General features: G+C 73.4%; 20 protein-coding genes and 1 tRNA gene. 9 read left to right on the top strand and 12 right to left on the bottom strand.

The features are described from left to right. Positions 1–120: 120 nt before the first annotated feature. The 4 genes from ACFYUS_RS24550 to ACFYUS_RS24535 form a co-directional block, all read right to left on the bottom strand. Positions 121–2,412, bottom strand: a complete 2,292-nt coding sequence (locus ACFYUS_RS24550; protein ID WP_388855839.1) for an FG-GAP repeat domain-containing protein — start codon at positions 2,410–2,412, stop codon at positions 121–123. A 102-nt stretch (positions 2,413–2,514) separates the two neighbouring features. After that, the gene (locus tag ACFYUS_RS24545; protein ID WP_388855836.1) at positions 2,515–2,943 is read right to left on the bottom strand and encodes a MarR family winged helix-turn-helix transcriptional regulator; all 429 of its coding nucleotides are present in this window, start codon (positions 2,941–2,943) and stop codon (positions 2,515–2,517) included. Next, positions 2,943–3,359 carry a polyketide cyclase gene (locus tag ACFYUS_RS24540; RefSeq protein ID WP_388855833.1) on the bottom strand — a complete coding sequence of 139 codons (417 nt, stop codon included), beginning with the start codon at positions 3,357–3,359 and terminating at the stop codon, positions 2,943–2,945. The genes ACFYUS_RS24545 and ACFYUS_RS24540 overlap by 1 nt, the downstream gene beginning before the upstream one ends. An 84-nt stretch (positions 3,360–3,443) precedes the next feature. Continuing rightward, entirely contained in the window at positions 3,444–4,682 is a 1,239-nt protein-coding gene (locus ACFYUS_RS24535) for an MFS transporter (RefSeq protein ID WP_388855830.1), read from the bottom strand. A gap of 78 nt (positions 4,683–4,760) precedes the next feature. Between ACFYUS_RS24535 and ACFYUS_RS24530 the strand changes: the two genes are divergently transcribed. Beyond that, positions 4,761–5,621, top strand: a complete 861-nt coding sequence (locus ACFYUS_RS24530) for a DUF5937 family protein (protein WP_388855827.1) — start codon at positions 4,761–4,763, stop codon at positions 5,619–5,621. A gap of 69 nt (positions 5,622–5,690) precedes the next feature. On the opposite strand, the gene ACFYUS_RS24525 is transcribed toward ACFYUS_RS24530, so the two are convergent. Then, entirely contained in the window at positions 5,691–6,314 is a 624-nt protein-coding gene (locus ACFYUS_RS24525; protein WP_388855824.1) for a LysE/ArgO family amino acid transporter, read from the bottom strand. Positions 6,315–6,383: 69 nt separating this feature from the next. On the opposite strand from ACFYUS_RS24525, the gene ACFYUS_RS24520 reads away from it, so the two are divergent. Further along, a complete protein-coding gene (locus tag ACFYUS_RS24520) occupies positions 6,384–7,292 on the top strand; it encodes a LysR family transcriptional regulator ArgP (protein WP_388855821.1) in 909 nt (302 codons plus the stop codon). 98 nt (positions 7,293–7,390) lie between these two features. Here ACFYUS_RS24520 and ACFYUS_RS24515 read toward each other — a convergent pair whose 3' ends face one another. The 4 genes from ACFYUS_RS24515 to ACFYUS_RS24500 all read right to left on the bottom strand — a co-directional run bounded on the left by ACFYUS_RS24515 (position 7,391) and on the right by ACFYUS_RS24500 (position 12,462). Beyond that, the gene (locus tag ACFYUS_RS24515; RefSeq protein ID WP_388855900.1) at positions 7,391–7,762 is read right to left on the bottom strand and encodes a VOC family protein; all 372 of its coding nucleotides are present in this window, start codon (positions 7,760–7,762) and stop codon (positions 7,391–7,393) included. Between the two features lie 17 nt (positions 7,763–7,779). After that, positions 7,780–8,715 (bottom strand): cellulose-binding protein, encoded by a 936-nt coding sequence (locus ACFYUS_RS24510; RefSeq protein WP_388855818.1) that lies wholly within the window; start codon positions 8,713–8,715, stop codon positions 7,780–7,782. A 116-nt stretch (positions 8,716–8,831) separates the two neighbouring features. Continuing rightward, positions 8,832–11,456: an SUKH-4 family immunity protein gene (locus ACFYUS_RS24505; protein ID WP_388855815.1), complete on the bottom strand. Its 2,625-nt coding sequence runs from the start codon at positions 11,454–11,456 to the stop codon at positions 8,832–8,834. A gap of 7 nt (positions 11,457–11,463) precedes the next feature. Continuing rightward, a complete protein-coding gene (locus ACFYUS_RS24500; protein WP_388855812.1) occupies positions 11,464–12,462 on the bottom strand; it encodes an SMI1/KNR4 family protein in 999 nt (332 codons plus the stop codon). 282 nt (positions 12,463–12,744) lie between these two features. On the opposite strand from ACFYUS_RS24500, the gene ACFYUS_RS24495 reads away from it, so the two are divergent. Together ACFYUS_RS24495 and ACFYUS_RS24490 are read left to right on the top strand one after the other, a co-directional pair. Next, positions 12,745–13,257 (top strand): YwqJ-related putative deaminase, encoded by a 513-nt coding sequence (locus tag ACFYUS_RS24495; protein ID WP_388855809.1) that lies wholly within the window; start codon positions 12,745–12,747, stop codon positions 13,255–13,257. 10 nt (positions 13,258–13,267) lie between these two features. Continuing rightward, positions 13,268–13,828, top strand: a complete 561-nt coding sequence (locus tag ACFYUS_RS24490) for an SUKH-3 domain-containing protein (RefSeq protein ID WP_388855806.1) — start codon at positions 13,268–13,270, stop codon at positions 13,826–13,828. On the opposite strand, the gene ACFYUS_RS24485 is transcribed toward ACFYUS_RS24490, so the two are convergent. Then, positions 13,791–15,104: a sensor histidine kinase gene (locus ACFYUS_RS24485; RefSeq protein WP_388855803.1), complete on the bottom strand. Its 1,314-nt coding sequence runs from the start codon at positions 15,102–15,104 to the stop codon at positions 13,791–13,793. The two genes, ACFYUS_RS24490 and ACFYUS_RS24485, sit on opposite strands and share 38 nt — an antisense overlap. 115 nt (positions 15,105–15,219) lie before the next feature. Between ACFYUS_RS24485 and ACFYUS_RS24480 the strand changes: the two genes are divergently transcribed. From ACFYUS_RS24480 to ACFYUS_RS24465, 4 genes are all read left to right on the top strand, one after another. Beyond that, entirely contained in the window at positions 15,220–16,092 is an 873-nt protein-coding gene (locus ACFYUS_RS24480) for a hypothetical protein (protein ID WP_388855800.1), read from the top strand. A 6-nt stretch (positions 16,093–16,098) separates the two neighbouring features. Beyond that, positions 16,099–16,169 (top strand) — tRNA-Gln (locus ACFYUS_RS24475). A gap of 109 nt (positions 16,170–16,278) precedes the next feature. Next, on the top strand, positions 16,279–17,724 hold the full coding sequence (glmU, locus tag ACFYUS_RS24470) for a bifunctional UDP-N-acetylglucosamine diphosphorylase/glucosamine-1-phosphate N-acetyltransferase GlmU (protein WP_388855797.1): 1,446 nt from the start codon (positions 16,279–16,281) through the stop codon (positions 17,722–17,724). Between the two features lie 121 nt (positions 17,725–17,845). Beyond that, on the top strand, positions 17,846–18,820 hold the full coding sequence (locus ACFYUS_RS24465; protein ID WP_388855794.1) for a ribose-phosphate diphosphokinase: 975 nt from the start codon (positions 17,846–17,848) through the stop codon (positions 18,818–18,820). A gap of 64 nt (positions 18,821–18,884) precedes the next feature. On the opposite strand, the gene ACFYUS_RS24460 is transcribed toward ACFYUS_RS24465, so the two are convergent. After that, the gene (locus tag ACFYUS_RS24460) at positions 18,885–19,757 is read right to left on the bottom strand and encodes a serine hydrolase (protein ID WP_388855791.1); all 873 of its coding nucleotides are present in this window, start codon (positions 19,755–19,757) and stop codon (positions 18,885–18,887) included. Beyond that, the gene (locus ACFYUS_RS24455; protein WP_388855789.1) at positions 19,754–20,728 is read right to left on the bottom strand and encodes a LysR family transcriptional regulator; all 975 of its coding nucleotides are present in this window, start codon (positions 20,726–20,728) and stop codon (positions 19,754–19,756) included. Before ACFYUS_RS24455 ends, ACFYUS_RS24460 begins: the two co-directional genes overlap by 4 nt. 87 nt (positions 20,729–20,815) lie before the next feature. On the opposite strand from ACFYUS_RS24455, the gene ACFYUS_RS24450 reads away from it, so the two are divergent. Next, entirely contained in the window at positions 20,816–22,432 is a 1,617-nt protein-coding gene (locus ACFYUS_RS24450) for a penicillin-binding transpeptidase domain-containing protein (protein WP_388855786.1), read from the top strand. Positions 22,433–22,610 lie beyond the last annotated feature (178 nt).

Genomic DNA, 22,610 nt, shown 5'->3' with positions numbered 1-22,610 from the left:
CGGGGCGGGGGGGGGGCCCCCCGCCCCCCGCCCGCCCCCCCCCCCCCCCCCCCCCCCCCCCCCCCCCCCCCCGGGGGGCCCCCCCCCCCCGCGACGCGGAAGAGACCCGGAAGCGGTCCGTCAGAAACCGGACTCGTACCAGTAGTCCGGCTGGACGAGGTGGGCGGTCGCCCGTGCCTTGAGGGGCGCCTTCCAGTCCCCGGTGCCCGCGTAGAGGTACGACGGGGTGCCGCTGCTGGTCAGGGCGAGGAGGTCGGGACGCCCGTCGCCGTTGCCGTCGCCGATCCCGACGAGGTCCTTGTACACGCTCCAGCCGCCGCCGATCTTCGTGCGGGCGGCGAAGGTGCCGTCTCCCTTGCCGAGGTAGAGCCAGAGGACGCCGGCCCTGTCGCGGGCGACGAGGTCACCGGCCGGGCCTCCGGCGATGTTCCCGACAGCGGTCAGCTGGTTGTAGATGCCCCAGCCGACGCCGATCTTCGTGCGGGCGGCGAAGGGCGCGGTGGCGTTGCCGGTGCCCTTGTACAGGTACAGCTCGCCCGTCCTGCCGGTGGCGACCAGGTCCGCCCGGCCGTCGCCGGTCAGGTCGCTGCCGCCCGCGAGCTGGTCGTACGCCTGCCAGCCGGCGCCGATCCTCGTGCGGCCCATGAGCGGCTTGTCCCGGGCACCGGTGCCCTGGTAGAGCCAGAGCACTCCGCTCTTGTCCCGGGCGATCACGTCGGGCGTGCCGTTCGTGCCCGCCACGTTCCCGACGGACTCCAGACGGTCGTAGATCTGCCAGCCCGGACCGATGCGCCCGCCGTCCGGGGCCTTGAGGCCCCCACCTGTCACCGACCCGTCCGTCCCGATGCGCATCAGGTCCCCGCCCGCAGCACGGTAGAGCAGGTCGGGGGTGCCGTTGCCGTCGTAGTCGTGCAGGGCCGGAGGCCGGGTCACGGTGAAGCGGCCGGTCGCCTTGAGCGTCGGGCCGATGCCCTCGTCGGGCATCGCGTAGACCTCCCACGTGTACTCACCGCTGAGGGCGGGGCTGACGGGGTGGTAGGACGAGGACGACAACTCCCAGCCGTTCCAGCGCAGTCCGACCGTCCGTGGGGCCGTGGATCCGTCGCCCTTCACGAGCGACCACTGCTCCGTCTCGCCGGTGCGCACGTGCCGCAGAGTCACCCAGGCGTACACGTCCCCCCGGGACAGGTCCCAGGTCAGGTCGATGCCCTTGGCGAGCCGAGCGCCGGTGATCACCGACGGGACGGTCGTCCCGCGAAGGGTCACGGCGGTCGCCTGACCGGTCGGCGCGACCAGTTCGGCGACGGGCTTGCCGCCCTCGCCGAGCGAGACGCGGTAGAGGCCCTCGCCCCGGTCCAGGGTCCCGCCCCGCACCATGAGGGAGCCGTCGGGGGCGGGGACGGCGGAGGACAGGTGGGCGAGGAGCTCGATCTTCTCGCCGGTGTCGACCGACCGAGCGGTCATGGGCCACGGCGACTGGGGGTCCACCCCGTGGTACGTGCTCCCGCCTTCCTCCACGCGGCGCCGCTCGCCGTGGGTCAGCCAGCCGCCCAGCAGGTGGAAGGTGTCGTCGTACGCTCCCGTCACCTCGAACCGCTTGCTCTCGGACGCACCACGCCTGGCGACTCGGATCCATTCCTTCGCGCCCTCGTACTCCTTCCAGGCCACATGGGTGCCGGAGACGGCACCGTCCCAGGAGACCGGGTCCCCCATGTGCGTGGAGACCGCAGAGGCCGTGGCCAGGTCCACGACCACCCTGGAAGAGGCCTCGCCCATCCCGGACCCGCAGTCGAACAGAGCGGTGCCCGGCGCGTACGCGGTCACGAGGAGATCGCAGACGGCGCCCGGCATGCCGGTCACCGGGCGGTCGGTCAGGGAGCCGCCGTCGACGGTGACGAGGTGCGGCTGCCGGGGCCCGTCCTCCTGGCTCACCATGACGACCAGCGTCGAGCCGATCGCGCCCGCGAAGTGGTACCGGGCGCCGAGCCGGTCGAGATCGACCTCCACCGCCGCCCCCGGCGCGGTCATGTCGTGGATCTTCACGATCCGGTTGTCGTCCGGCTCCGCCTTGTCCCCCGTGACCACGACGTCCGAGACCCCGCCCGTCACCAGGGCCGCGCCCGGCAGCACCGTCGACGTGCCGTCCACGTACCGGGTCCAGCGGTACTCGGGGGTGGCCGTACCGGTGACGTTCGTCCGGGACAGGAAGCCCGTCGTGCCCGCGCTCACGATCTCCGCGTTCAGCGGGAAACGGACGGTGGCGGTCTGCGGCGGCTCGTCGGTGGCGCTCGCCGGGGCCGGGGCCGGCGCGGCCGTTGCAGGGAGTGTGGTGAGTGTGCCGCCCGTGGCGGCGAGGACGATGGTGACGGCGGCGGCCGCGAGACGGCGGCCGCGTGTGCGTGCATGGTTCACGTACGGGTTCCCCTCCCCTAGAGAGAAGGAGGGTAGCCGTCCCTCGGATCGCACCTCGCGGCACCCCCCACCGCCGCCAACAGCGGGAACGCGGCCGACATTTCACGGCTCCGGACGGGCCAGGCGCCCCAGCAGGGCGATCGCGTCCCCGACCGGCACCGACCGGAAGAACTCCGCGTCGACCTGTTCGACGGCGGCGATCGCGCGGGGCGCCAGGGCGGCGCCGGTGTCGGTGACGCGCAGGCGCTTGGCGCGGGTGTCGGCCGGGTCGGTCTCGCGGGCGACGAGGCCCTTGGTCTCCAGGGTGCGCAGGACCTGGGAGGTCATCTTGACGTCGGTTCCGGCCTGGCGGGCGAGGGTCAGCTGGTTGGGCTGCTCGCCCTGGCCGTTGAGCCACCAGGCGCAGGCGAGCAGGACGAACTGCACGTGGGTGAGGCCGAGGGGGGCCAGGGCGGCGGCGATGTCGCGCTGCCAGCGCAGCGTGGCGTGCCACAGCAGGAATCCGGGGCTCTCCCCGGGGTCGAGGGGCATCAGCGCCGGGCCAGTTCTACGAGGGAGGCCATGGTGTCGGGCCAGTCGGCGGTGATGCCGGGGCCGATCTGCGGGCCGGCCTCGCCGGCGCCCGCGCCGGTGATCTCCATGCGGTACACCACCCGCGCCCGGTCCTGGCCGAGCCGGTCGATCCGGTGGACGGTCCGCAGCAGCAGATCACCGAAGCGGGCCTCGTCGACGAACAGTTCGCCCTCGACGGCCTCGGCGACGACCAGCTCGACCGGGTCGTCCCCGGGCGGCGTCATCGTGATCCGCGCACCCTTCTCGAACGGGCCGCTGATCTCGATCTTCTCGATCTCGGCGTTCCAGGTGCCCCAGTTCGGGACGTCGGCCCAGAGCCGCCAGATCGCCTCGGGGGCGGCGGTGGTCTCGACGCCGTGCTCGTACTCCCACATGGCGGGCCTCCTCGACCAGATGATGTGCCCATAGATTATCTCCGCGCAGACTAAATGTCGAGCATCCCGCGCGAGCCCCTCCGGTCACACCTCCCGTCGCCCCCGCATCAGCACCAGCAGCAGCGGCGCCACCGCGAGCAGTTCGCCCACCGCCCCCGTCCACAGCGCCGCCCGCACGCCCGCGTACTGCCCCACGAGCCCGCCCGCCAGGGCGCCGAACGGCATGGAGCCCCAGGCCAGGAAGCGGAAGGTCGCGTTCACGCGGCCGAGGAGCGGGGCGGGGGTGAGGCGCTGACGGAGGGAGACCGCGGTGATCCTGAAGGTCATGAAGGCGGTCCAGCCGAGGCCCTGGAGCAGGCACGCCACCGCGTACCGGCCGTCCGCCTGGAAGAACGGCAGCGCGAGCAGCCACAGCGTCCCGCCGACCACGACGGAGGCGGCCATCGCGCGGCCTTCGCCGAGGCGGGCCGCGACGCGGGTCACGAGGAGGCTGCCGAGGAAGCCGCCGAGCGCCTCCGCCGTGAACACGAGCCCGCACAGGAACGGCGACATGCCCAGGTCCCCCGCGAGCAGCACCAGGAGCATGGAGGCGCCGATCGTGCCGCACGCGTTGGAGATCGTGGCGGTGAGGGTCAGCGCCAGCAGCATCCGGTCGCGCACCACGAACCGCAGGCCCTCCGCGATCTCGTCCCGCAGCCGGGCCCCGGGCACCCGCTCCGGCCGGGGGTCCGGGCGACGGATCCGGGAGAGGAGCAGCGCGGAGACGAGGAAGCTGACGGCGTCGGCGGCGAGCGCCACCGGGGCCGTCACCACCGCGACGAGCGCGCCGCCCGCGCCGGGACCGCCGGCCGCCGTGACCGCACGGGACGCCTCCAGGGCCACGTTCGCCCCCACCAGCTGCTCCTCGTCGACGAGTTGGGGCAGATGGCTCTGGTACGCGATGTCGAAGAAGGCCGTGCAGACCGACAACCCGAAGGCCACCGCGTACAGCTGAGGAAGCGTCAGCACTCCGAGCCAGGCGGCGAGCGGGAGGCTCGCGAGCAGCGCGGCCCGGACGAGATCGCCCACGATCATCACGCGGCGGCGGCGCATCCGGTCCACCCACGCCCCGGCGGGCAGCCCCAGGAGGAGGAAGCCCAGGAATTCGCAGGTCACCAGGAGTCCCGCCTCGAAGGGCGACGCGCCCAGCGGGCCGATCGCCACGAGGGGGAGCGCGAGGGCGGTGACGGCGGTACCGGCCTGGCTGACGGTGTCGCCGATCCACAGCCTGCGGAAGTCCGGCAGCCGGTGGAGTCGGGGTCGTTCGAGGGTCGTGGTGGTCATGTCGGCGAACACCATCACCCCCGGCCGGGGCCGACCATTGTTTTAGTCTGGGCGAAAAGCTCGCGGTCGGGGGTGCCGGTGGGAGAGATACGGTTCGGGGTCGACGACCTGGCGCAGCTCCGGTTCGCCGTGTCACCCCTGTGGGAGTCCGTCGCGGCGCTGCGGGCCTCCGTCGACCCGGGGGGCCACGCCCTCCATCTCCCCTGGATCAAAACGGCGTTGGCCGTCGGCCGGGAGCGCACCGACCTGCTCCCGCACCTGCGCGCGCTCGAAGCCCTCGCGCCCCCGCCGCGCTGCCCGCTCGCCGAGATCGAGGAGGAGCTCGCCCTGTTCGCGGGCCCGCCGGACCGCGCGGAGGCCCTGCTCGCCTGGTGGGCGGCCGGGGTGCGGCCGTACTGGCCCCGGATCAGGGCCGTGCTGGAGGCCGACCTCGCCCACCGCACCCGGCAGCTCGCCGAGGACGGCATCCAGGAGGTCTTCGCCCACCTCCACCCGAGCCTGCGGTGGGCGGACGACCGGCTCACCTCGGCCGGCCTCCCGCCCGGGGGCCTCGACCTGGACGGCGGCGGCATCACCCTCGCCCCGAGCGCCTTCACGACCCGGTGCGTCCTGCTCCCGGGACGGAAGGGCGTACCGCCGTGCCTCGTCTATCCCGTACGGGCCGTCGCCACCCTGTGGGAGCGGCGCGCCGAGCCGGGCGACGGGCTCGCGCGGCTCCTCGGGCGCAGCCGGGCGGGACTCCTGGGCCGTACGAGCACCCCGGCCACCACCACGGGCCTCGCCCACCAGACCGGCCTGAGCGTCGGCGCCGTCTCCCAGCACCTCGCGGTGCTGCGGGACACCGGCCTGGTGACCTCGCACCGGTACCGGCGCGAGGTCTACTACCGGGCGAGCGAACTCGGCCGGGCACTGCTCGGCGACCCGGCGGGCGCGGAGTAGCCACCCGGCCGGCCGGACGAGTCGAGTCCCGGCCGGGGCCCGTCCCGACCCCGACCCGCCGGGCAGGCCCTAGGCGCCCGCGACCAGCATTCCGCCCATGGCCAGCATGGTCGCCGCGACCAGACCGTCCAGGACGCGCCAGGCCTTCGGGCGGGAGAGGATGCCGCTCAGCAGGCGGGCGCCGAAGCCCAGGGCGAAGAACCAGCTCAGGCTGGCGAGGGCGGCGCCCGCGCCGAAGGCCCAGCGCAGGTCGCCGCGGTCGGAGGCGAGGGAGCCGAGAAGGAGCACGGTGTCCAGGTACACGTGCGGGTTCAGCCAGGTCATGGCCAGGCAGGTCAGGACCGCCCGGCGGGCCGAGCCGGCGTCCGGTCCGCCCGCGGTGAGGGCGGCGGCCGGATCGGGGCGCAGGACGCGCCGGGCCGCGAGGAAGCCGTAGACCAGCAGGAACGCCCCGCCCACCAGACCCACCGCGGTCAGCGCCGCCGGCCACTGCGTGACCACCGCGCCCACCCCCGCCACGCCGAGCGCGATCAGGACCGCGTCCGACACGGCGCAGATCGCGACCACCGCGAGGACGGCGTGACGGCGGGCGCCCTGACGCAGGACGAAGGCGTTCTGGGCGCCGATGGCCACGATGAGGGAGAGGCCGGTTCCGAATCCGGCGAGTGCGGCGGCGAGGAAGGTGCTGTTCACGGCTTCGACCGTAAGGACCGATTCCGGATGAGTACAGCTAAGGATTCTTCAGTACCGTTAGCCTCACTTATGGACGAGCTTCCCCTGGACCAGGTCCGGACGCTGCTGGCGGTGGTCGACGAAGGCACCTTCGACGCCGCGGCCGCCGCCCTGCACGTGACCCCCTCCGCCGTCAGCCAGCGCGTCAAGGCCCTGGAGCAGCGCACCGGACGGGTCCTGCTGCTGCGCACCAAACCGGTGCGCCCCACCGAGTCCGGCGAGGTGGTGGTGCGGTTCGCCCGCCAGCTGGCACGGCTCGAACGGGACGCCCGCGCCGAACTGGGCCTGGCGGCCGGGCAGGGCCCGGTCAGGGTGCCGATCGCCGTCAACGCCGACTCCCTGGCCACCTGGTTCCTGCCCGCGCTCACCCGGGTGCCGCAGGACCCGCCGATCTGCTTCGAGCTCTACCGGGAGGACGAGTCCCACACCACCGCCCTGCTGCGCGAGGGCCAGGTGATGGCGGCGGTCACCTCCTCGCCCGACCCGGTGGCCGGCTGCACGGTGCGGCGGCTCGGGCTGGCCCGCTACCGGGCCGTGGCCGCACCCGAGTTCGCCGCCGCCCATCTCACGGGCTCCCTGGCGGAGGACCTGTGCGAGGCCCCGACCGTGGTCTTCGACCGGCGCGACGGCCTCCAGGACGCCTTCGTGCGGTCCCTCACCCGGGGCCGCTCGGACGCCGGGCCCGTCCGTCACCTGGTGCCCACGTCCGACGGGTTCCGGGACGCCGTGGCCTTCGGCCTCGGCTGGGGCCTGGTGCCCGAACCGCAGGCGGAGCCGCTCCTGCGCTCCGGCCGGCTGGTGGAACTGGCGCCGACGCGCCCCATGGACGTCCCGCTGTACTGGCAGCAGTGGAAGCTGGACTCGCCCGCCCTGTCCACCGTCGCCGAGGTGGTGGCGACGGCCGCCGCCGAGGAACTGCTGACGCCCGGGAACGGCTGACGCGCGGGAAGGGCCGACGCGCGGGAACGGCTGACGCCACGGGATCACACGCGGGCCGGAGGCCTGCCCCGCCCCGTACCACCGGCAGGACGGGCCTCCTACGCCGCCCCGCGCGGGACCGACAGGCAGAACGGGTGCCCCGCCGGGTCCAGGACCACCCGCCACCGGTCCGGGCGGGGCTGGTCGGCGGGGACGGTCGCACCCCACTCCACGAGGCGGGCCGCCGCCTCGTCCAGGTCGTCGACGTCGAAGTCGAGGTGCAGCTGCTGCGGGACGTCCTGGCCGGGCCAGGACGGGGGGCGGTAGCCGTCGACGCGCTGGAAGCCCAGGAACAGGCCGCCGTCCGGGCCGCGCAGGCCCGCGAACTCGTCGTCGGACCGGTCGGTGAGGGGGATCCCGGTGGCCCGGTGGTAGAAGTCGGCCAGGGCCATGGGGTCGGCGCAGTCGAGCGTGACCGCCGTCAGTTTCATGAGCACGGGTCGGGAGCCTACTCGGCGGACTCGGGGCTCCCGGGGCCCTCCCCGTCCTCCAAGTCGCCCTGCTTCTCGGCCTTTTCGGGTGCCGGTGCCGTCGGGCGGCCCGTCAGCGCCGCGAGGGAGTTGCGGATGTGCTCCATGTGGGAGTGGATCTCGTCCCGCGCCTCCTCGTGCTCCCGCAGCACCCGCTCCGTCTCGCGCTCGACCCGCTCCGCCTTCATCCTGGCCTCGGCGAGCAGCTCCTCCGCGCGGGCCTCGGCGTCCTCCTGGCCGTGCCGGGCCTGCTCCTCCGTCGCGGCCAGGGCCCGCTGGGTCTCCGCGAGGCCCGCCTCCGCCGCCACGACCAGTTCGGCGTGGTGGGCGTCCAGGGCCGCCGCCTCCGCCTCGGCCGCGCGCTCCGCCTCGTCCCGTGCGGTCCGCTGCTCCTCCCGCTGCTCCGCGAGCAGCGCCTCCGCCCGGTGCTCGGTCTCCTCGAAGACCTCCCGCGCGGCCTCCCGCGCCCCCTCGGCGTCCCGGCGGGCGATCACCCCCATCTCCTCGGACCGCGCGCGGGCCTCCTCCAGGGCCGCCCGGGCCGCCGCGTCCGCCGCCGTCCTGACGCCCTCCGCGTACGCGCCCGCGGCCTCCGCCGCCTCCCGGGCCGCCTCCTCGGCGGCCTCCGCGAGGGACTGCGCCTCCGCCTCGGCGGCCCGTACGAGCCGCTCGTCCTCCTGCTCGGCCAGCGCCAGGATCTTCTGCGCGGCCTCGCCGAGGGACTCGTACCGCTGCGGCGCGAGCTGCTTGACGGCCAGGCGGAGCCCCGCGGCCTCCGCCTCCATCTCCTTCGCGAGGACCGTGAGCCGCGCCGCCCGCTCCCAGGCCGCGTCCCGCTCCTCGGAGAGCGCGGCGAGATAGCGGTCGACCTGCTCGGGGCGGTAACCGCGCCCCCGCCCGACGACGAAACCCATCCCTGACGCCCCTTCCCGTTGGCCTCGAACAACCAGGATGCGCCATCAGAACGGACAAAAGACGCCCAACGTGCACACACGTCGAGCGCCTTTCATCACATTCGATCCAGGGGCGTCTACAGCAGACCGTCCCACATCTGCTCGAGCAGCACCGACCACCAGTTCTCCGGCGACGACAGCGCCGCCGGGTCCAGCATCGCCAGCTGCGCCTGGAAATCGACCGTCCAACGACCCGCCTGCTCCGGGTTCAGCCCGAACCGCAGCCGCCACATCCGACCGAGCAGCGCCATCGACCGCGTGAACTCCGGCAGCCCCGTGGACACGAACTGCGGCGGCACCGACTGCCCGCCCGGACCGGCCTCCACCGGCACCGCCACGATGTGCGCGGTCCCGTACTGGACACAGATCGCCCGCCCGAAGTCCGAACCGAGCACCAGGTACGAGCTCGCGTCCGGCGCCGCCTGCACCTGCCTCTGCGCCGCCAGCTCCGCGAGCGTCGGCACCACCGGCATCGCCGGCTGCGCCCAGAAGAACGGACCGAAGTCCGCCGGAAGCCCCGCCCACACCAGCGTGCGCGCGACCAGCTCCGGCACACCCTGACGGGACACCGCCCGCTGGTCGAAGCGGAGGACCCCCGGACCGAACGCGCCCGCCAGCTCCTGCGCGATCCCCTCCGGGGGGACCGGCGGCGCCGGCTGCACCTGCGGCAGCGGAGCCCGCACCGGAGCCGGCCGCGCCGGACCGTCCGCGACCTGGTGCAACTCGCCCTGATGCGTCAGGAGTTGCCGCATGCCCTGCTGCCGGCCCGCGTGATCACGGCCGTACGGGGCGATGCTCGTGATCCGCGCCTGCGGCCACGTCTCCCGGATCATCCGCGCGCAGTAACCGCCCGGCAGCTCACAGGACTCCAGCTCCGTGTGGAGTTCCAGCACCTGCTGCGGCGGCACGTTCATCGCGCGCAGCTCGTGCAGGATCTGCCACTCCGGGTGCGGGGTGCCCGGCGCCGAACGCCGGATGATCTGCGCCTCGGAACCGTCCGGCGCCCGGTACCGCAGCACCGCCTGGTAGCCGGGACCGACCGTCGGCTGACCCGTCGGCTGCGGATAGCCGTACGCCGGAGGCACCGGGCCAGGAGGCACGGGCGCGGACGGCGGCCTGTGCCCACCGACCGGCGGCGCCGGGGCGGGCGGGGGCGGCGGAGTCCCCGGACCACCCGGACCACCCGGACCGGGGTGCGCCAGCATCGTCGCGGCGTGCGCGATGCCGCCCGGGGGCGTACCGCCACCCGGCATGCCCGGCGGCGGCGGGGGCGGCGGAGGCGCGCCCGGACCGCCCTGGTTCGGGTGCGCCAGCATCGTCGCCGCGTGGTGCACCGGCTGCGGCGGCGTCGCGGGACCCGGCGGGGCCGGCGGAGGCGGTGGACCGGGCGGACCCGGCTGCGCGGGCGCGGGCGGCTGCGGCCCCTCCGGACCGAGCTGCGACACCAGCTGCGTCGGGATGTACGCGTTGGAGCCCTGCGAACCACCCGGCACGCCCGGCACGCCCGGCACTCCCGGCGGCGGAGGCGGCGTCGGGCCGCGCCCCGCCTTCGGCGGCGGACCGGCCTTGCTGGTCGCGGCGTCCGCGATGTCCCGGGCACCCGACGCCGAGGGCGCGGGCGGCGGAGGCGGCACACCCGGACCGGCCTGCGCGACAGCCGGCGAAGGCTGCGGCACGGGCGGGGCCGGAGGGGCCGGAGGCGTCGGCGGGGCCTGCGGGGTCTGCGGTGCGGGACCCGGGGGCGCGGCCGGAGCGGGACCCGGGGCCGGGGCCGCCGGGTCGAGGCGGGGGGAGATCGCGGTCGGGGGCAGCGCGCTGCCCCCCTTCATCAGGGCGGTCGGCGCGTCCGCGCCCACCGACGGCGGCGGGGCGTCCTCGTCGTCCGTCCCCGACAGCGGCGGCGCGAAGACGGTCGCGGGCAGCGGCACCGCCCCGCCGGCACCCCCGGAACTCGCGTTCGCGTCCACCCACGGACTGTCGGGCGCGGGCGCGGGCGTCGGAGCGGGCGGAGCCGGAGGCGTCGGCGGGGCCGACGGCGCGGGCGTCGCCGGTACGCCGTCCATCGCCGTCGGCACGTACGCGTCGTCCTCGGAAGCCGGAGCCACGGCGGGCACGGCAGGCGCGGCGGGCACGGCAGGTGCGGCCGGAACCGGAGCCGTAGCGGCCTCGGAAGACGAGGACTCCGAAGACGCCGAAGACGCCACCGAGGCAGAGGACGCCACCGAAGCCGAAGGCCCCGGCTCCCCCGCCTCCACGCCCTCCGACACGTCGTCCGCCGGCGCCGACGCGCTCGCGCTCTCCTGCGAGGCGTGCGACTCCTCCCGCGGCAGCCCGATCTTGTCCGCCGCGTCCTGCAGCCACTCCGGCGGACTCAGCAGGAACGACGTCTGGTTCAGATCGATCCGCGCCGCCGGCACCGCCGCCTGCGCCGGAACCTCGTCCGTCGCCCCGTACTCCTCCTCGTACCGCCGGATCACCTCACCCACCGGCAGCCCCGGCCACAGCGTCGCCTCACCGGAGTCCCGCGCGATCACCAGCCGCTGGCGCCCGCCGTCCGACGTCGGACCGCCCTCGCGGTCCTCCGCCCACAGCACGAACCCCAGCTCGAACTCCCGCACCCGCACCTCACGGTGCTGATACGACGGCAGGTCGCCGTTGATCCATTCCTCGGCGCGCTCCTGCGCCTGCGCGAACGTCACCACAGCCAGCTCACTCCCCCACCGGGACCACGGGCACGGCACGCGCGAAGCCGCCGTCCACCATCAGGTTCGCCACCGTCTCCAGCTCCGGCGGATTGCCCGCCAGACGCCCGAGGAACGCGTCGAAGTCCGCGCCGCAGGGCAGCAGCAGCCGCTCCACCCGCTCGTTCACCGTCCACCCGGCCGCCACCTCGCCGGAGTCCCGCGCGTCGTCGTACGGGCAGAACCACACCGAACCGACCGCCGCACCCCGCACCTTCAGCGCGACCAGACCGCCCTGCACGAAGGCGACACCCAGATAGTCCTTGGTCAGATGGTCACGGAGGCACTTGTTGACGTAGACGAGGTCGTTGACACCCGCCTCCTCCCGCACCGTGAAGAACGGCTGGTCGACCAGGAGCCCCAGCTCCGCGTCGAGCGCCGCCCCCACCGGGGCACACCCGCCCGCCGCCTTCAGGAACGTGCGGTACGCCCCCGGCAGCCGGTAGCCGAGATCCTCCTCGACCCCCTGGAGCTGCTGCTCCGACACCGACACCAGCCCCTTCGGCAGCCCGAAGTGCACCGGCCGGGTCTCCTGCAGCGGACGCGTCCCCCGCTTCGCCTGGTCCACCGCCGCCGTCGCCACCCCGCCGTGATGACGCAACAGCGCCTTCACCTCGACCGGGACCAGCTCCATCCGCCGCGAACGCGCCACGTGATGCCACGTCCAGCCGTGCGGGGTCGCCACCGCCGGAATCGTGTCCCACAGCTCATGACCGGTCGCCGCCAGCGCCGCGTTCGCCGACACGTAGTCCGTCAGACGCAGCTCGTCGACACCGAAGCCCTCCGGCGGATCGGCGATCTCCGCCGCCGCGCGCGCGTACGGCGAGAAATCCGGGTAGCCGTGCTCGTCCACCCGCACCCCTCTGGGGTGACGGGAGGCGCGGACCGGATCCGGGAAGTGCACGACCTGCCCGGCGTAGGCCGCGTTCGGTGGCGCGGTGTCCTGCCCGAGCCGACCTGTCGTCATGGCGGTTGCCCCCTGCATGGCGTCGCTGACTGCTGCTCCAGACTGATTCGCACAGCCTGGTTCCGCACAGCCTATGCGCTGCCACAAGAGGCCGAACCGGCCCCGAAGCGCCGACCACCGGACGACCACCGACGGTGACCAACTGTCACGAAGCCATGACAGGCGCACCATGATTCCGACACACCGAAGACGCGTTTAGCCGCCCCAGCTTCCCCATATGGCTCCCTATTTGGCAGGCTGTCCACGCAACTCGGGGGATTGCAGGAGGGGAAGACCAGCACCATGCACGTAGCCACAACGCCCACACAGGGTGACCCACGCCTCAACTGGAGCAGCAGCGCCGAGGCCACCCGCGCGCCCCTGCTCCGTCACCGCCGCGACGGAATCCTTCCCACCGTCGGAGCCGCCCTCTCCGTCCGCGGCGAGACACTCACGTGCACCGCGGGCCGCGGCGACCGGCCCCCCGTCCTGCACGCCCTCGTCCAGGACTTCCTGGACACCCTCACCAGCAGCCAGCGGGAACGCTTCACCGGCCGCTGCCCCGAGGCGATCCTGCTCTCCCGGCACCTCACCGCCGCCGAGAACAGCCGCTCCAAGCGCGCCCAGCGCAAGCCGCTCACCCACAGCGAGGCCCGCCGCTCCCTCAAGCAGGCCAAACTCACCGCCCGGCGCATCCGGGAGGACGGCGACCCGCTCCACGGCAGCTACGCCGCACCCTGCCGCTCCTGTACGGCCATGCTCGCCCACTTCGGCGTCCGCGCCGTCGACCCCACCACGCCTGTCGAGAACGGCTGACCCCACACCCATGCCCGACCACAGCACCACCCGCTTCCCGGTCAACGTCGACGCCGCCCTCCGCGAGGCCGGCTGGCAGCCCGGCCGCTGGGACATCAAGCTCGCCGAAGAATGGGCCGACACCCTGCGCGCCCACATCTCCCCCGCCGGACACCGCCACAGCGTCTTCCCCGCCGCCGTCGAGGCCTGGGCCGAATTCGGCGGCCTCCGCATCACCGCACCCGGCCACGGCCGGCAGATAGCACCCGCCGCCGTCCGCTTCGACCCCCTCGCCGGACTCCACCTCTCCCGCACCCTCGCCGACCTCGGCCGCGCCCTCGACACCGAGATCGCACCGCTCGGCGAGGAGGGCGAACACCAGGCCGTCCTCGCCATGGACATCGAAGGCCGGGTCTACAGCCTCGACCACGCGGGCGACTGGTACCTCGGCAAGGACATCGACGCGGCCCTCTCGACCCTGATCACAGGCGCCCAGCCGACCCGCCTCACCGCGGGCCAGGAGGTCCAGGAGGTCCAGGAAACCTCCGCCGACATCAGGAAGCCTCCGCCGGGAGCACCGCCGACACCTTGAACCCACCCAGGTCGGTCGGCCCCGACACGAACACGCCCCCGAGCCGCACGACCCGCTCCTTCATCCCGACGAGCCCGTTCCCCCCGCTCGGCAGCCCCACATCGGCCACCGCCGCGTCCGACGGCCCGTTCTCCACCTGCATCGCGACCTCGGCCCCCCGGTGCGCCAACCGCACCACGACCTTCGCCCCCGCCGCATGCTTGTGGACGTTCGTCAGCGCCTCCTGCACCACCCGATACGCCGTCCGCTCCACCTCCGAGGCATACGGACGCGCCTCACCCATCACCACCAGCTCCACAGCCGCCCCCGCCAGCCGCGACTGCTCGCACAACGCCTCCAGGGCGTCCAGACACGGCCCGTCCTCCGCAGCCGCCTCCGCAGCCGCGGCAGCGGCCCGCCCCACGGCAGCCAGAGGAACCGCGGCAGGAGCGACCGGCCCCCCGTCCTCCCGCAGCACCCCCAACATCTCCCGCAACTCGGTCAGCGCCTGCCGCCCCATGTCACCGACCAGCGCCGCGTTCCGCACCGCCTTCTGCGGATCCTTCAACGCCACCGCCTGCAACGCCGCCGCATGCACCACCATCAGCGACACCCGGTGCGCCACCACGTCGTGCATCTCCCGCGCGATCCGCGTCCGCTCCTCCCGCCGCGCCCACTGCGCCCGCTGCTCGGCCCGGTCCGCCAGCAGCGACAACTCCTGCTCCAACGAGTCCGCCCGCTCCCGCAGGCTCTCCATCAGCCGGCGCCGCGCCCCTATGTACAGCCCGAGAAGCACCGGCGGCGCGTTCAGCCCGAGCGTCATGAACAGCGCCACGCTCGGCACGTACCAGCCACTCGGGTCGATGTCCGGCGGCCCCTGGTCCACCTGCGCGACGTCCTGCCGCATCCGCACCATGGTCACCACGAACACCGCGAGCGTCGACATCCCCGCGAGCGCGGCGGTGATGCGCCGGGGCACCTCGGAGGCGGCCAGCGAATACAGCCCGACGATCCCCATGAGGAAGCCCATCTCGGCGGGCGCGACCGCGATCGACACGAGCACGACGACGATGGGCCAGCGGCGCCGGAACAGCAGCACGGACCCCACGACCAGCCCGAACACCACCCCCACGGGCACCGGCAGCGAGGCCTTGTCGGCGAAGCCGATGCCCTCGATGCCGCACTCCAGCGCGGACACGACCGCGAGCCCGACATCGAGAACAGCACTCCGCCGTTTCCCCCACCACCACCAACTCCCGACGCCCTCGGCGTCCCGGTCTGCCCCCGTTGTGGTCATACCCACCACCCTACGGGTGGACCCCCACGTCAACGCGGCGCACACGAGTCCCTCGAACTATTGAATCGCCCGCATTTTCGATCCGGACGTCCGCATTCCGGACGATGGTGTTCGTATGACAGCCGCCACCCGCAAGTACGCGGACTTCGAGAACCTGCGCGAGCAGGCGGTCGCACTCCGCCGCGAGGGCCTCAGCCGCCGCCAGATCCGAGACCGCCTCCACGTCGACAACAACGACATCCTCAACCGCCTGCTCGAAGGCGAGCCTCCCCCGGAGTGGACGAAGCGCCCGAACGCGAAGGACGACCTCCGCGACAGGGCGAGGGAGCTCCGCACGCAGGGCTGGACCTACGACCAGATCCAGGTGGAGCTGGGCTGCTCGAAGAGCTCGATCTCGCTGTGGGTACGGGACCTGCCGAAGCCGGAGCGGAAGCGGACCCCGGAGGAGGCATCGCAGATCGCACGGCGAGGCTGGGAGCCCACTCTGCGCCGACGCGAGGAGGAGCGCCAGGTAGTCAAACGAACGGCGGCCGCAGAGATCGGGGCGATGTCGGAGCGCGAACTCTTCCTACTGGGAGTGGGCCTCTACTGGGCGGAGGGCACGAAAGACAAGCCGCACGCCCGCCGTGAACGCGTGGTCTTCGTGAACAGCGACCCGGGGATGATCCAGATCTTCAGCGCGTGGCTCGACCTCCTCGGCGTCGAACCCGAGCGGCGGAAGTACTGCGTGATGATCCACGAGACCGCGGACACCGACGGCGCCGAGCGATTCTGGGGCGACCTCGTCGGCGTCGACCCCTCGACCTTCAACAAGGCGACCATCAAGCGCCACAACCCGCGAACCAACCGCAAGAACGTGAACGCCGAGTACCACGGCTGCCTCGTGATCCGAATCCTCGGGAGCGTCGATCTGTACCGTCGCATCGAGGGCGCCTGGTACGGCATAGTAGGGGCGGCTACCGCAGCCGATCACGAGAATCGGGCATAGCGGTAATCCCGGGTCGTCTAAGGGCAAGACGGGAGATTTTGGTTCTCCATATGGGGGTTCGAGTCCTCCCCCGGGAGCTCGCAAGTTCGGGTCCTACCCTCACGGGTCAGGACCCGCACTCATGTCCGCACACTTGCCCCCCGGTATCCTTCGTGCGTCCACCACCCAAAGCCGAAGGGCATTCCCGTGAGCGCCAACCGCCCGGCAGCCGTCGTCGTCCTCGCAGCGGGTGAGGGCACCCGCATGAAGTCGAAGACTCCCAAGGTCCTGCACGAGATCGCCGGGCGTTCGCTCGTCGGGCACGTCGTGTCCGCAGCCCGGGAGCTGGAGCCCGAGCACCTCGTCGTGGTCGTCGGGCACGCCCGGGAGCTCGTGAAGGAGCACCTCGACGCGTACTACTCCGGGACCCGGACCGCCGTCCAGGAGCAGCAGAACGGCACCGGGCACGCGGTGCGGATGGCGCTGGAGGAGCTCGTCGAGGCGCCCGAGGGGACCGTGGTGGTCGTGTGTGGTGACACGCCGCTGCTGTCCGGGGAGACGCTCCGCGCGCTGGCCGGTGCGCATGCCGCCGACGGCAACGCCGTGACCGTGCTGACCGCCGAGGTTCCGGACTCCACCGGGTACGGGCGGATCGTGCGCGACGCGGACGGCGCCGTGACCGAGATCGTCGAGCACAAGGACGCCTCCGCCGAGCAGCTCGCGATCCGGGAGATCAACTCCGGCGTGTTCGCGTTCGACGGGAAGCTGCTGGCCGAGGCGCTGGGCCAGGTGCGGACGGACAACAGCCAGGGCGAGGAGTACCTCACCGACGTGCTGTCGATCCTGCGTGAGGCCGGTCACCGCGTCGGCGCGTCCGTCGCCGGCGACCACCGCGAGATCCTCGGGATCAACAACCGGGTGCAGCTGGCCGAGGCGCGTGCGCTGCTGAACCAGCGCCTCCTCGAGCGGGCCATGATGGCCGGCGTCACCGTCCAGGACCCCGCCTCGGTCTTCGTGGACGTGACCGTGACGTTCGAGGCGGACGCCGTGATCCTGCCGGGTACGCAGCTGCTGGGGACCACGCACATCGCCGAGGACGCCGTCGTCGGTCCGAACACGCGCCTGACGGACGTCACGGTGGGCAAGGGTGCCCGGGTGGACAACACCGTGGCCTTCTCCGCCGTCGTCGGCGAGGGCGCGTCCGTGGGTCCGTTCGCGTACCTGCGTCCGGGGACGAACCTCGGGAAGAAGTCGAAGGCCGGTACGTACGTCGAGATGAAGAACGCGACGATCGGCGAGGGCACGAAGGTCCCCCATCTGTCGTACGTGGGTGACGCGACGATCGGCGAGTACACGAACATCGGCGCGGCGAGCGTCTTCGTGAACTACGACGGCGAGGCGAAGCACCACACCACGATCGGCTCTCACTGCCGTACGGGTTCGGACAACATGTTTGTGGCTCCCATCACCATCGGGGACGGGGCCTACACCGCCGCGGGGTCCGTGATCACGAAGGACGTGCCGGCCGGTTCGCTCGCCGTCGCCCGGGGCCAGCAGCGGAATATCGAGGGTTGGGTGGCCCGGAAGCGGCCCGGCAGTGCTGCCGCGCAGGCCGCTCAGGTGGCGTCCGAGGAGTCCGCCGGCGAAAGCTGACCGGAAACGGGTACGTCGAACTCGGCGTACCGTGATACGTGCACACAAATTCGGCTGGTTCGCACACGCGCCCGGAAGCGCGGGGATCGCGGCCAGAGAACACGTCTGAGGAGACAGTGCTGTGACCGGGATCAAGACGACCGGCGAGAAGAAGCTGATGCTCTTCTCCGGCCGCGCCCACCCCGAGCTGGCCGAGGAGGTCGCGCACCAGCTGGGTGTCGGTCTCGTTCCGACCAAGGCGTTCGACTTCGCCAACGGTGAGATCTACGTCCGCTTCCAGGAGTCGGCGCGCGGCGCGGACTGCTTCCTGATCCAGAGCCACACGGCTCCGATCAACAAGTGGATCATGGAGCAGCTGATCATGATCGATGCTCTGAAGCGGGCCTCGGCCCGGAGCATCACCGTGATCATCCCGTCGTACGGCTACGCCCGTCAGGACAAGAAGCACCGCGGCCGTGAGCCGATCTCGGCGCGTCTGGTGGCGGACCTGCTGAAGACGTCGGGTGCGGACCGCATCCTGACCGTGGACCTGCACACGGACCAGATCCAGGGCTTCTTCGACGGTCCGGTGGACCACCTGTCGGCGCTGCCGGTCCTGGCGGACTACGTGGGCGGCAAGGTCGACCGCGAGAAGCTGACGATCGTCTCCCCGGACGCGGGCCGCGTGCGGGTCGCCGACCGCTGGTGCGACCGTCTGGACGCGCCGCTGGCGATCGTGCACAAGCGTCGTGACAAGGACGTCGCCAACCAGGTCACCGTGCACGAGGTCGTCGGTGACGTGAAGGGCCGCGTCTGTGTCCTCGTCGACGACATGGTCGACACGGGCGGCACGATCTGCGCCGCCGCGGACGCGCTGTTCGCGCACGGTGCGGAGGACGTCATCGTGACGGCCACGCACGGCATCCTGTCGGGTCCGGCCGCGGACCGGCTGAAGAACTCCAAGGTCAGCGAGTTCGTGTTCACGGACACGCTGCCGGTTCCGGGTGCGCTCGACCTGGACAAGATCACGGTGCTGTCGATCGCGCCGACGATCGCCCGTGCGGTGCGCGAGGTGTTCGAGGACGGTTCGGTGACGAGCCTCTTCGAGGAGCACTGAGCCGCTGTAGGCGAGAGCAGTAGCTGAGGAGGGCCCTTCCCCCGTGCGGGGGGAGGGCCCTTCGTCATGCGCGCAGTGCGTCCACCGCGATCCTCGCCGCCCTGCCGATCGCCGCGTCGGCGGCCGGGAGGGTGACGTCGGTGGAGGCCGCGCGGGTGAAGACGGCGACGGCGTATCGGCCGCCGTCGGGGTATTCGACGACGGCGGCCTCGTGGCGGAGGGTGGGCAGGGAGCCGGTCTTGCCGCTGACGCGGACGTCGTCGAAGGGGAAGCCGGCGGCGAGGCGGTGGGTCCAGGCCTGGAGGCCGAGGAGGGCGCGGAGTTCTTCGCCGTACTCCCCGGGGCAGAGTTCGTCGCGCCAGACGGCGGCGAGGAGGGCGGTGATCTCGCGGGGGGTGGAGCGGTTGGTGCGGGTGGGGTCGAGGGCGCGGAGGCGGGCGACGACGGCGGGGTCGGTGTAGCCGGCGGGGTCGTCGGCGGCGTCCTCGCGCATCGTGGCGTACAGCTCGCCCATGGTCTGGACGGCGAGGGTCTGCCGCAGGCCCAGGTCGGCCATGGTGGCGTTGACGGCGTCGAGGCCGAGGGCGTCCCAGAGGAGGTCGGCGGCGGTGTTGTCGCTGACGGCGACGGCGAGGCTCGCGAGGTCGCGGAGGGAGAGCCGGGCGGCGTCGCGCATGACGGAGAGGCCGGTGGAACCGGGGGCGCGGCCTTCGACGGGGATGTCGACGGGGCGGGTGGGGTCGACGTGGCCGAGGTGGGCCTGCCGGTAGAGGGTGGCGACGAGGCAGAGCTTGTGGACGCTGGCGGTCGGTACGAGGGTGTCGGAGCCGACGCCGAGGGCGGTGCCGGTGTCGATGTCGGTGGCGTGGAGCCGGCCGGTGACGCCCGCGTCGGTGAAGGCCGCGGTGATGCGGCGGGCGGCGGGGTGGGGGGTCACAGGGGGAACTCCGATGCGGGGCGGGGGAAGACCATCCTCGTGGATGGGGCGGGCCGCATGTCGGCGTGCTCGCGGAGGATCTCGTGGGCGGTGTCGGTGAAGAGGCGGACGGCGGGTCCGTCCTTGCCCTCGGGCCAGGCGGTGGAGGTGCGCCAGGTGACGGGGGCGCCGCGGAGGGGGCGCCAGACGGTGCCGTCTCCGTCGGGGGTGCGGGGGACGAGGGCGACGGCGCGGCCGGAGAGGACGAGGGCGCGGGTGAAGTCGGGTCCGGCGGCTTCGTGGACGGTGGCGGGGGTGCAGCCGTGGCGGGCGCAGGCGGTGAGGGTCTCGTCGTGGAGGGCGGGGGCTTCGGCGCGGGGGAAGAGGACGAGGTCGCGGCCGGTGAGGGCGGCGGCGGGGAGTTCGGGGGGTGCGGCGGAGGAACCGTCGGCGGGGGGTGTGGCGAGGGGGTCGTCGGCGGGGAGGAGGGCGCCGAGGGGCTGGTGGAGGGTGGGGCCGAAGGCGAGGCCGGGGGCGGGGCAGGGGTGGCGGACGATGCCGACGTCGAGGGTGCCGGCGGTGAGTTCGGCGGTCTGTTCGGCGGTGGGGAGTTCGCGGAGTTCGAGGTCGGCGCCGGGCGAGCGGGTGCGGAAGGCGGTGAGGAGGTGGCCGACGGCGGTGGCGCCGAGTCCGGGGGGTACGGCGGCGCGGAGGGTGCCGAGGGCGCCGCTGTGGACGCGGGCGACGGTGGCGGTGAGCCGGTCGGCGGCGGCGAGGAGGTGGTCGGTCTCGGCGAGGACGAGGCGGCCGGCGGGGGTGAGGGCGGCGCCGCGGGGGCCGCGGTCGAGGAGGCGGACGCCGAGTTCGCGTTCGAGGCGCTGGATGCGCTGGGAGAGGGAGGGCTGGGCCATGCGCAGTCGGGCGGCGGCGCGGCCGAAGTGCTGTTCCTCGGCGACGGTCCTGAAGTACCGCAGGTGCAGGAGCAGGTCCATGATCAGCAAGGATAGGCGGATGGCTATGGCTCGTATCCCGATATGAGTCTTGGACTGGTCGTACGCGTGTCTGTTTCGCTGCCTGGTATGACGACTCATCGGGGACACGGGCGGGGAAACGTACGGGGCCGCAGCCGTCGGCGCAGGTGGCCGGCGGTGGTGGTGACGGGTGCGCTGGTGGCGGGGGCCGCCGGGTGGGCGGTGGTGTACGGGCCGTTGAAGCCGGGTGCGGAGGCGCCGACGGTGGCGGATCCGGAGGCCGTACGGACGGCGAAGGCGTTCCTGGGGAGCTGGGCGGCGGGGGATCTGGCGGCGGCGGGGCGGCTGACGGACGCGCCGGCGAAGGCGGAGGAGACGCTGCGGAACTTCACGGCGGGTCTGGAGATCGCGAAGCCGGTGCTGACGCCGGGGGCGGCGCGGCCGGAGGGTGAGGCGGGGGCGCGTCTGGCGTTCGCGGCGAAGATGCCGGTGGCCTCGCTGGGGACGTGGTCGTACGGCTCGGAGCTGGCGGTGGCGCGTACGGACGCGGGGTGGCGGGTGCGGTGGGAGCTGCCGCTGATCCATCCGCAGCTGAACGAGAAGCAGCGGTTCAAGCTGGTGGAGGAGGAGTCCTCGGAGCTGGCGGCGGTGGACCGGGACGGGAAGGCGATCTCGGCGGCGGAGCATCCCTCGCTGGTGTCGGTGCTGGGTCTCGGCGGGGGCAGGCCGCGGGGCGAGGTGCAGGTGGTGGACCGGATCACCGGGGAGACGAAGGGGACGGCGGTGCGGTTCGGGCCGGATCCGGGGAAGGACGGGGGTCCGCTGCGGACGACGATCGACGCGCGGACGCAGGCCGCGGCGGAGAAGGCGCTGGCCCGGCACGCGGCGGGGCGGAACGCGGGTCTGGTGGCGGTGCGGATCGACAGCGGCGAGGTGGTCGCGGTGGTCAACGGTCCGGCGGGCGGCTTCAACCGGGCGTTCCAGGGGACGTACGCGCCGGGGTCGACGTGGAAGGTGGTGACGAGCGCGGCGCTGCTCGCGAAGGGGGTGGTGACGCCCCGGACGCGGGTGGACTGTCCGAAGTACCTGACGGTCGGGAAGCAGTTCCACAACGTGGAGACCTCGGAGATCCCGGACGCCACGTTCCGGCAGGACTTCATCCATTCGTGCAACACGGCGTTCGTGGCGCTGCGGGGGCGTCTCGCGAACGACGAGATGACGGTGTTCGCGAAGGAGTACTTCGGGCTCGGGCCGGAGTGGAAGACCGGGGTGAGCTCGGTGGACGCGGAGGTGCCGGTGCCGGCGGACGAGCCGGAGAAGGCGGCTTCGCTGTTCGGGCAGGGGCGGCTGCGGACGAATCCGCTGGCGATGGCGTCGGTGACGGCGACGGCGGTGTCGGGGACGTTCCACCAGCCGCTGCTGGTGAAGGGGACGGAGCAGCCGGCGGTGGCGACGAAGCCCCTGCCGCGCGAGGTGGTGGCGTCGCTGCGGTCGCTGATGCGGGACACGGTGACGGACGGCTCGGCGAAGGTCCTCGCGGGTGTCCCGGGCGAGGTCGGGGCGAAGACCGGGACGGCCGAGGTCACGGAGGACGGGAACAACAACGGCTGGCTGGTCGCGTACGACGGGAAGATCGCGGTGGCCTGCGTGGTGGAGGAGGCCGAGAGCGGCTCGGGCTCGGCCGGCCCGGTCCTGAGGGACCTGCTGAACGAGCTGGCGGGCTGACGCGGGGCCGCGGCCGGGGGGGCCGGGGCGGCCGCCGGGCGGGCTGACCTGCGGCCCCGGCGCCGGGTGCGGGCGGGGCGGCCCGCGGGGCCGCGGTCGGGCCGCTGATCCATTTGGGCGGGCCCGGGGCGGCGGGTAGACTGCCGTAGTTGCTCGGCGAGGGAGGCCGTGCCCGTAG

This window comes from Streptomyces sp. NPDC004284 (assembly GCF_042874035.1).
Taxonomy (GTDB): domain Bacteria; phylum Actinomycetota; class Actinomycetes; order Streptomycetales; family Streptomycetaceae; genus Streptomyces.
The sequence above is the reverse complement of the archived record's forward strand: the minus strand, read 5'-3'. Positions and strand labels throughout refer to the sequence as shown.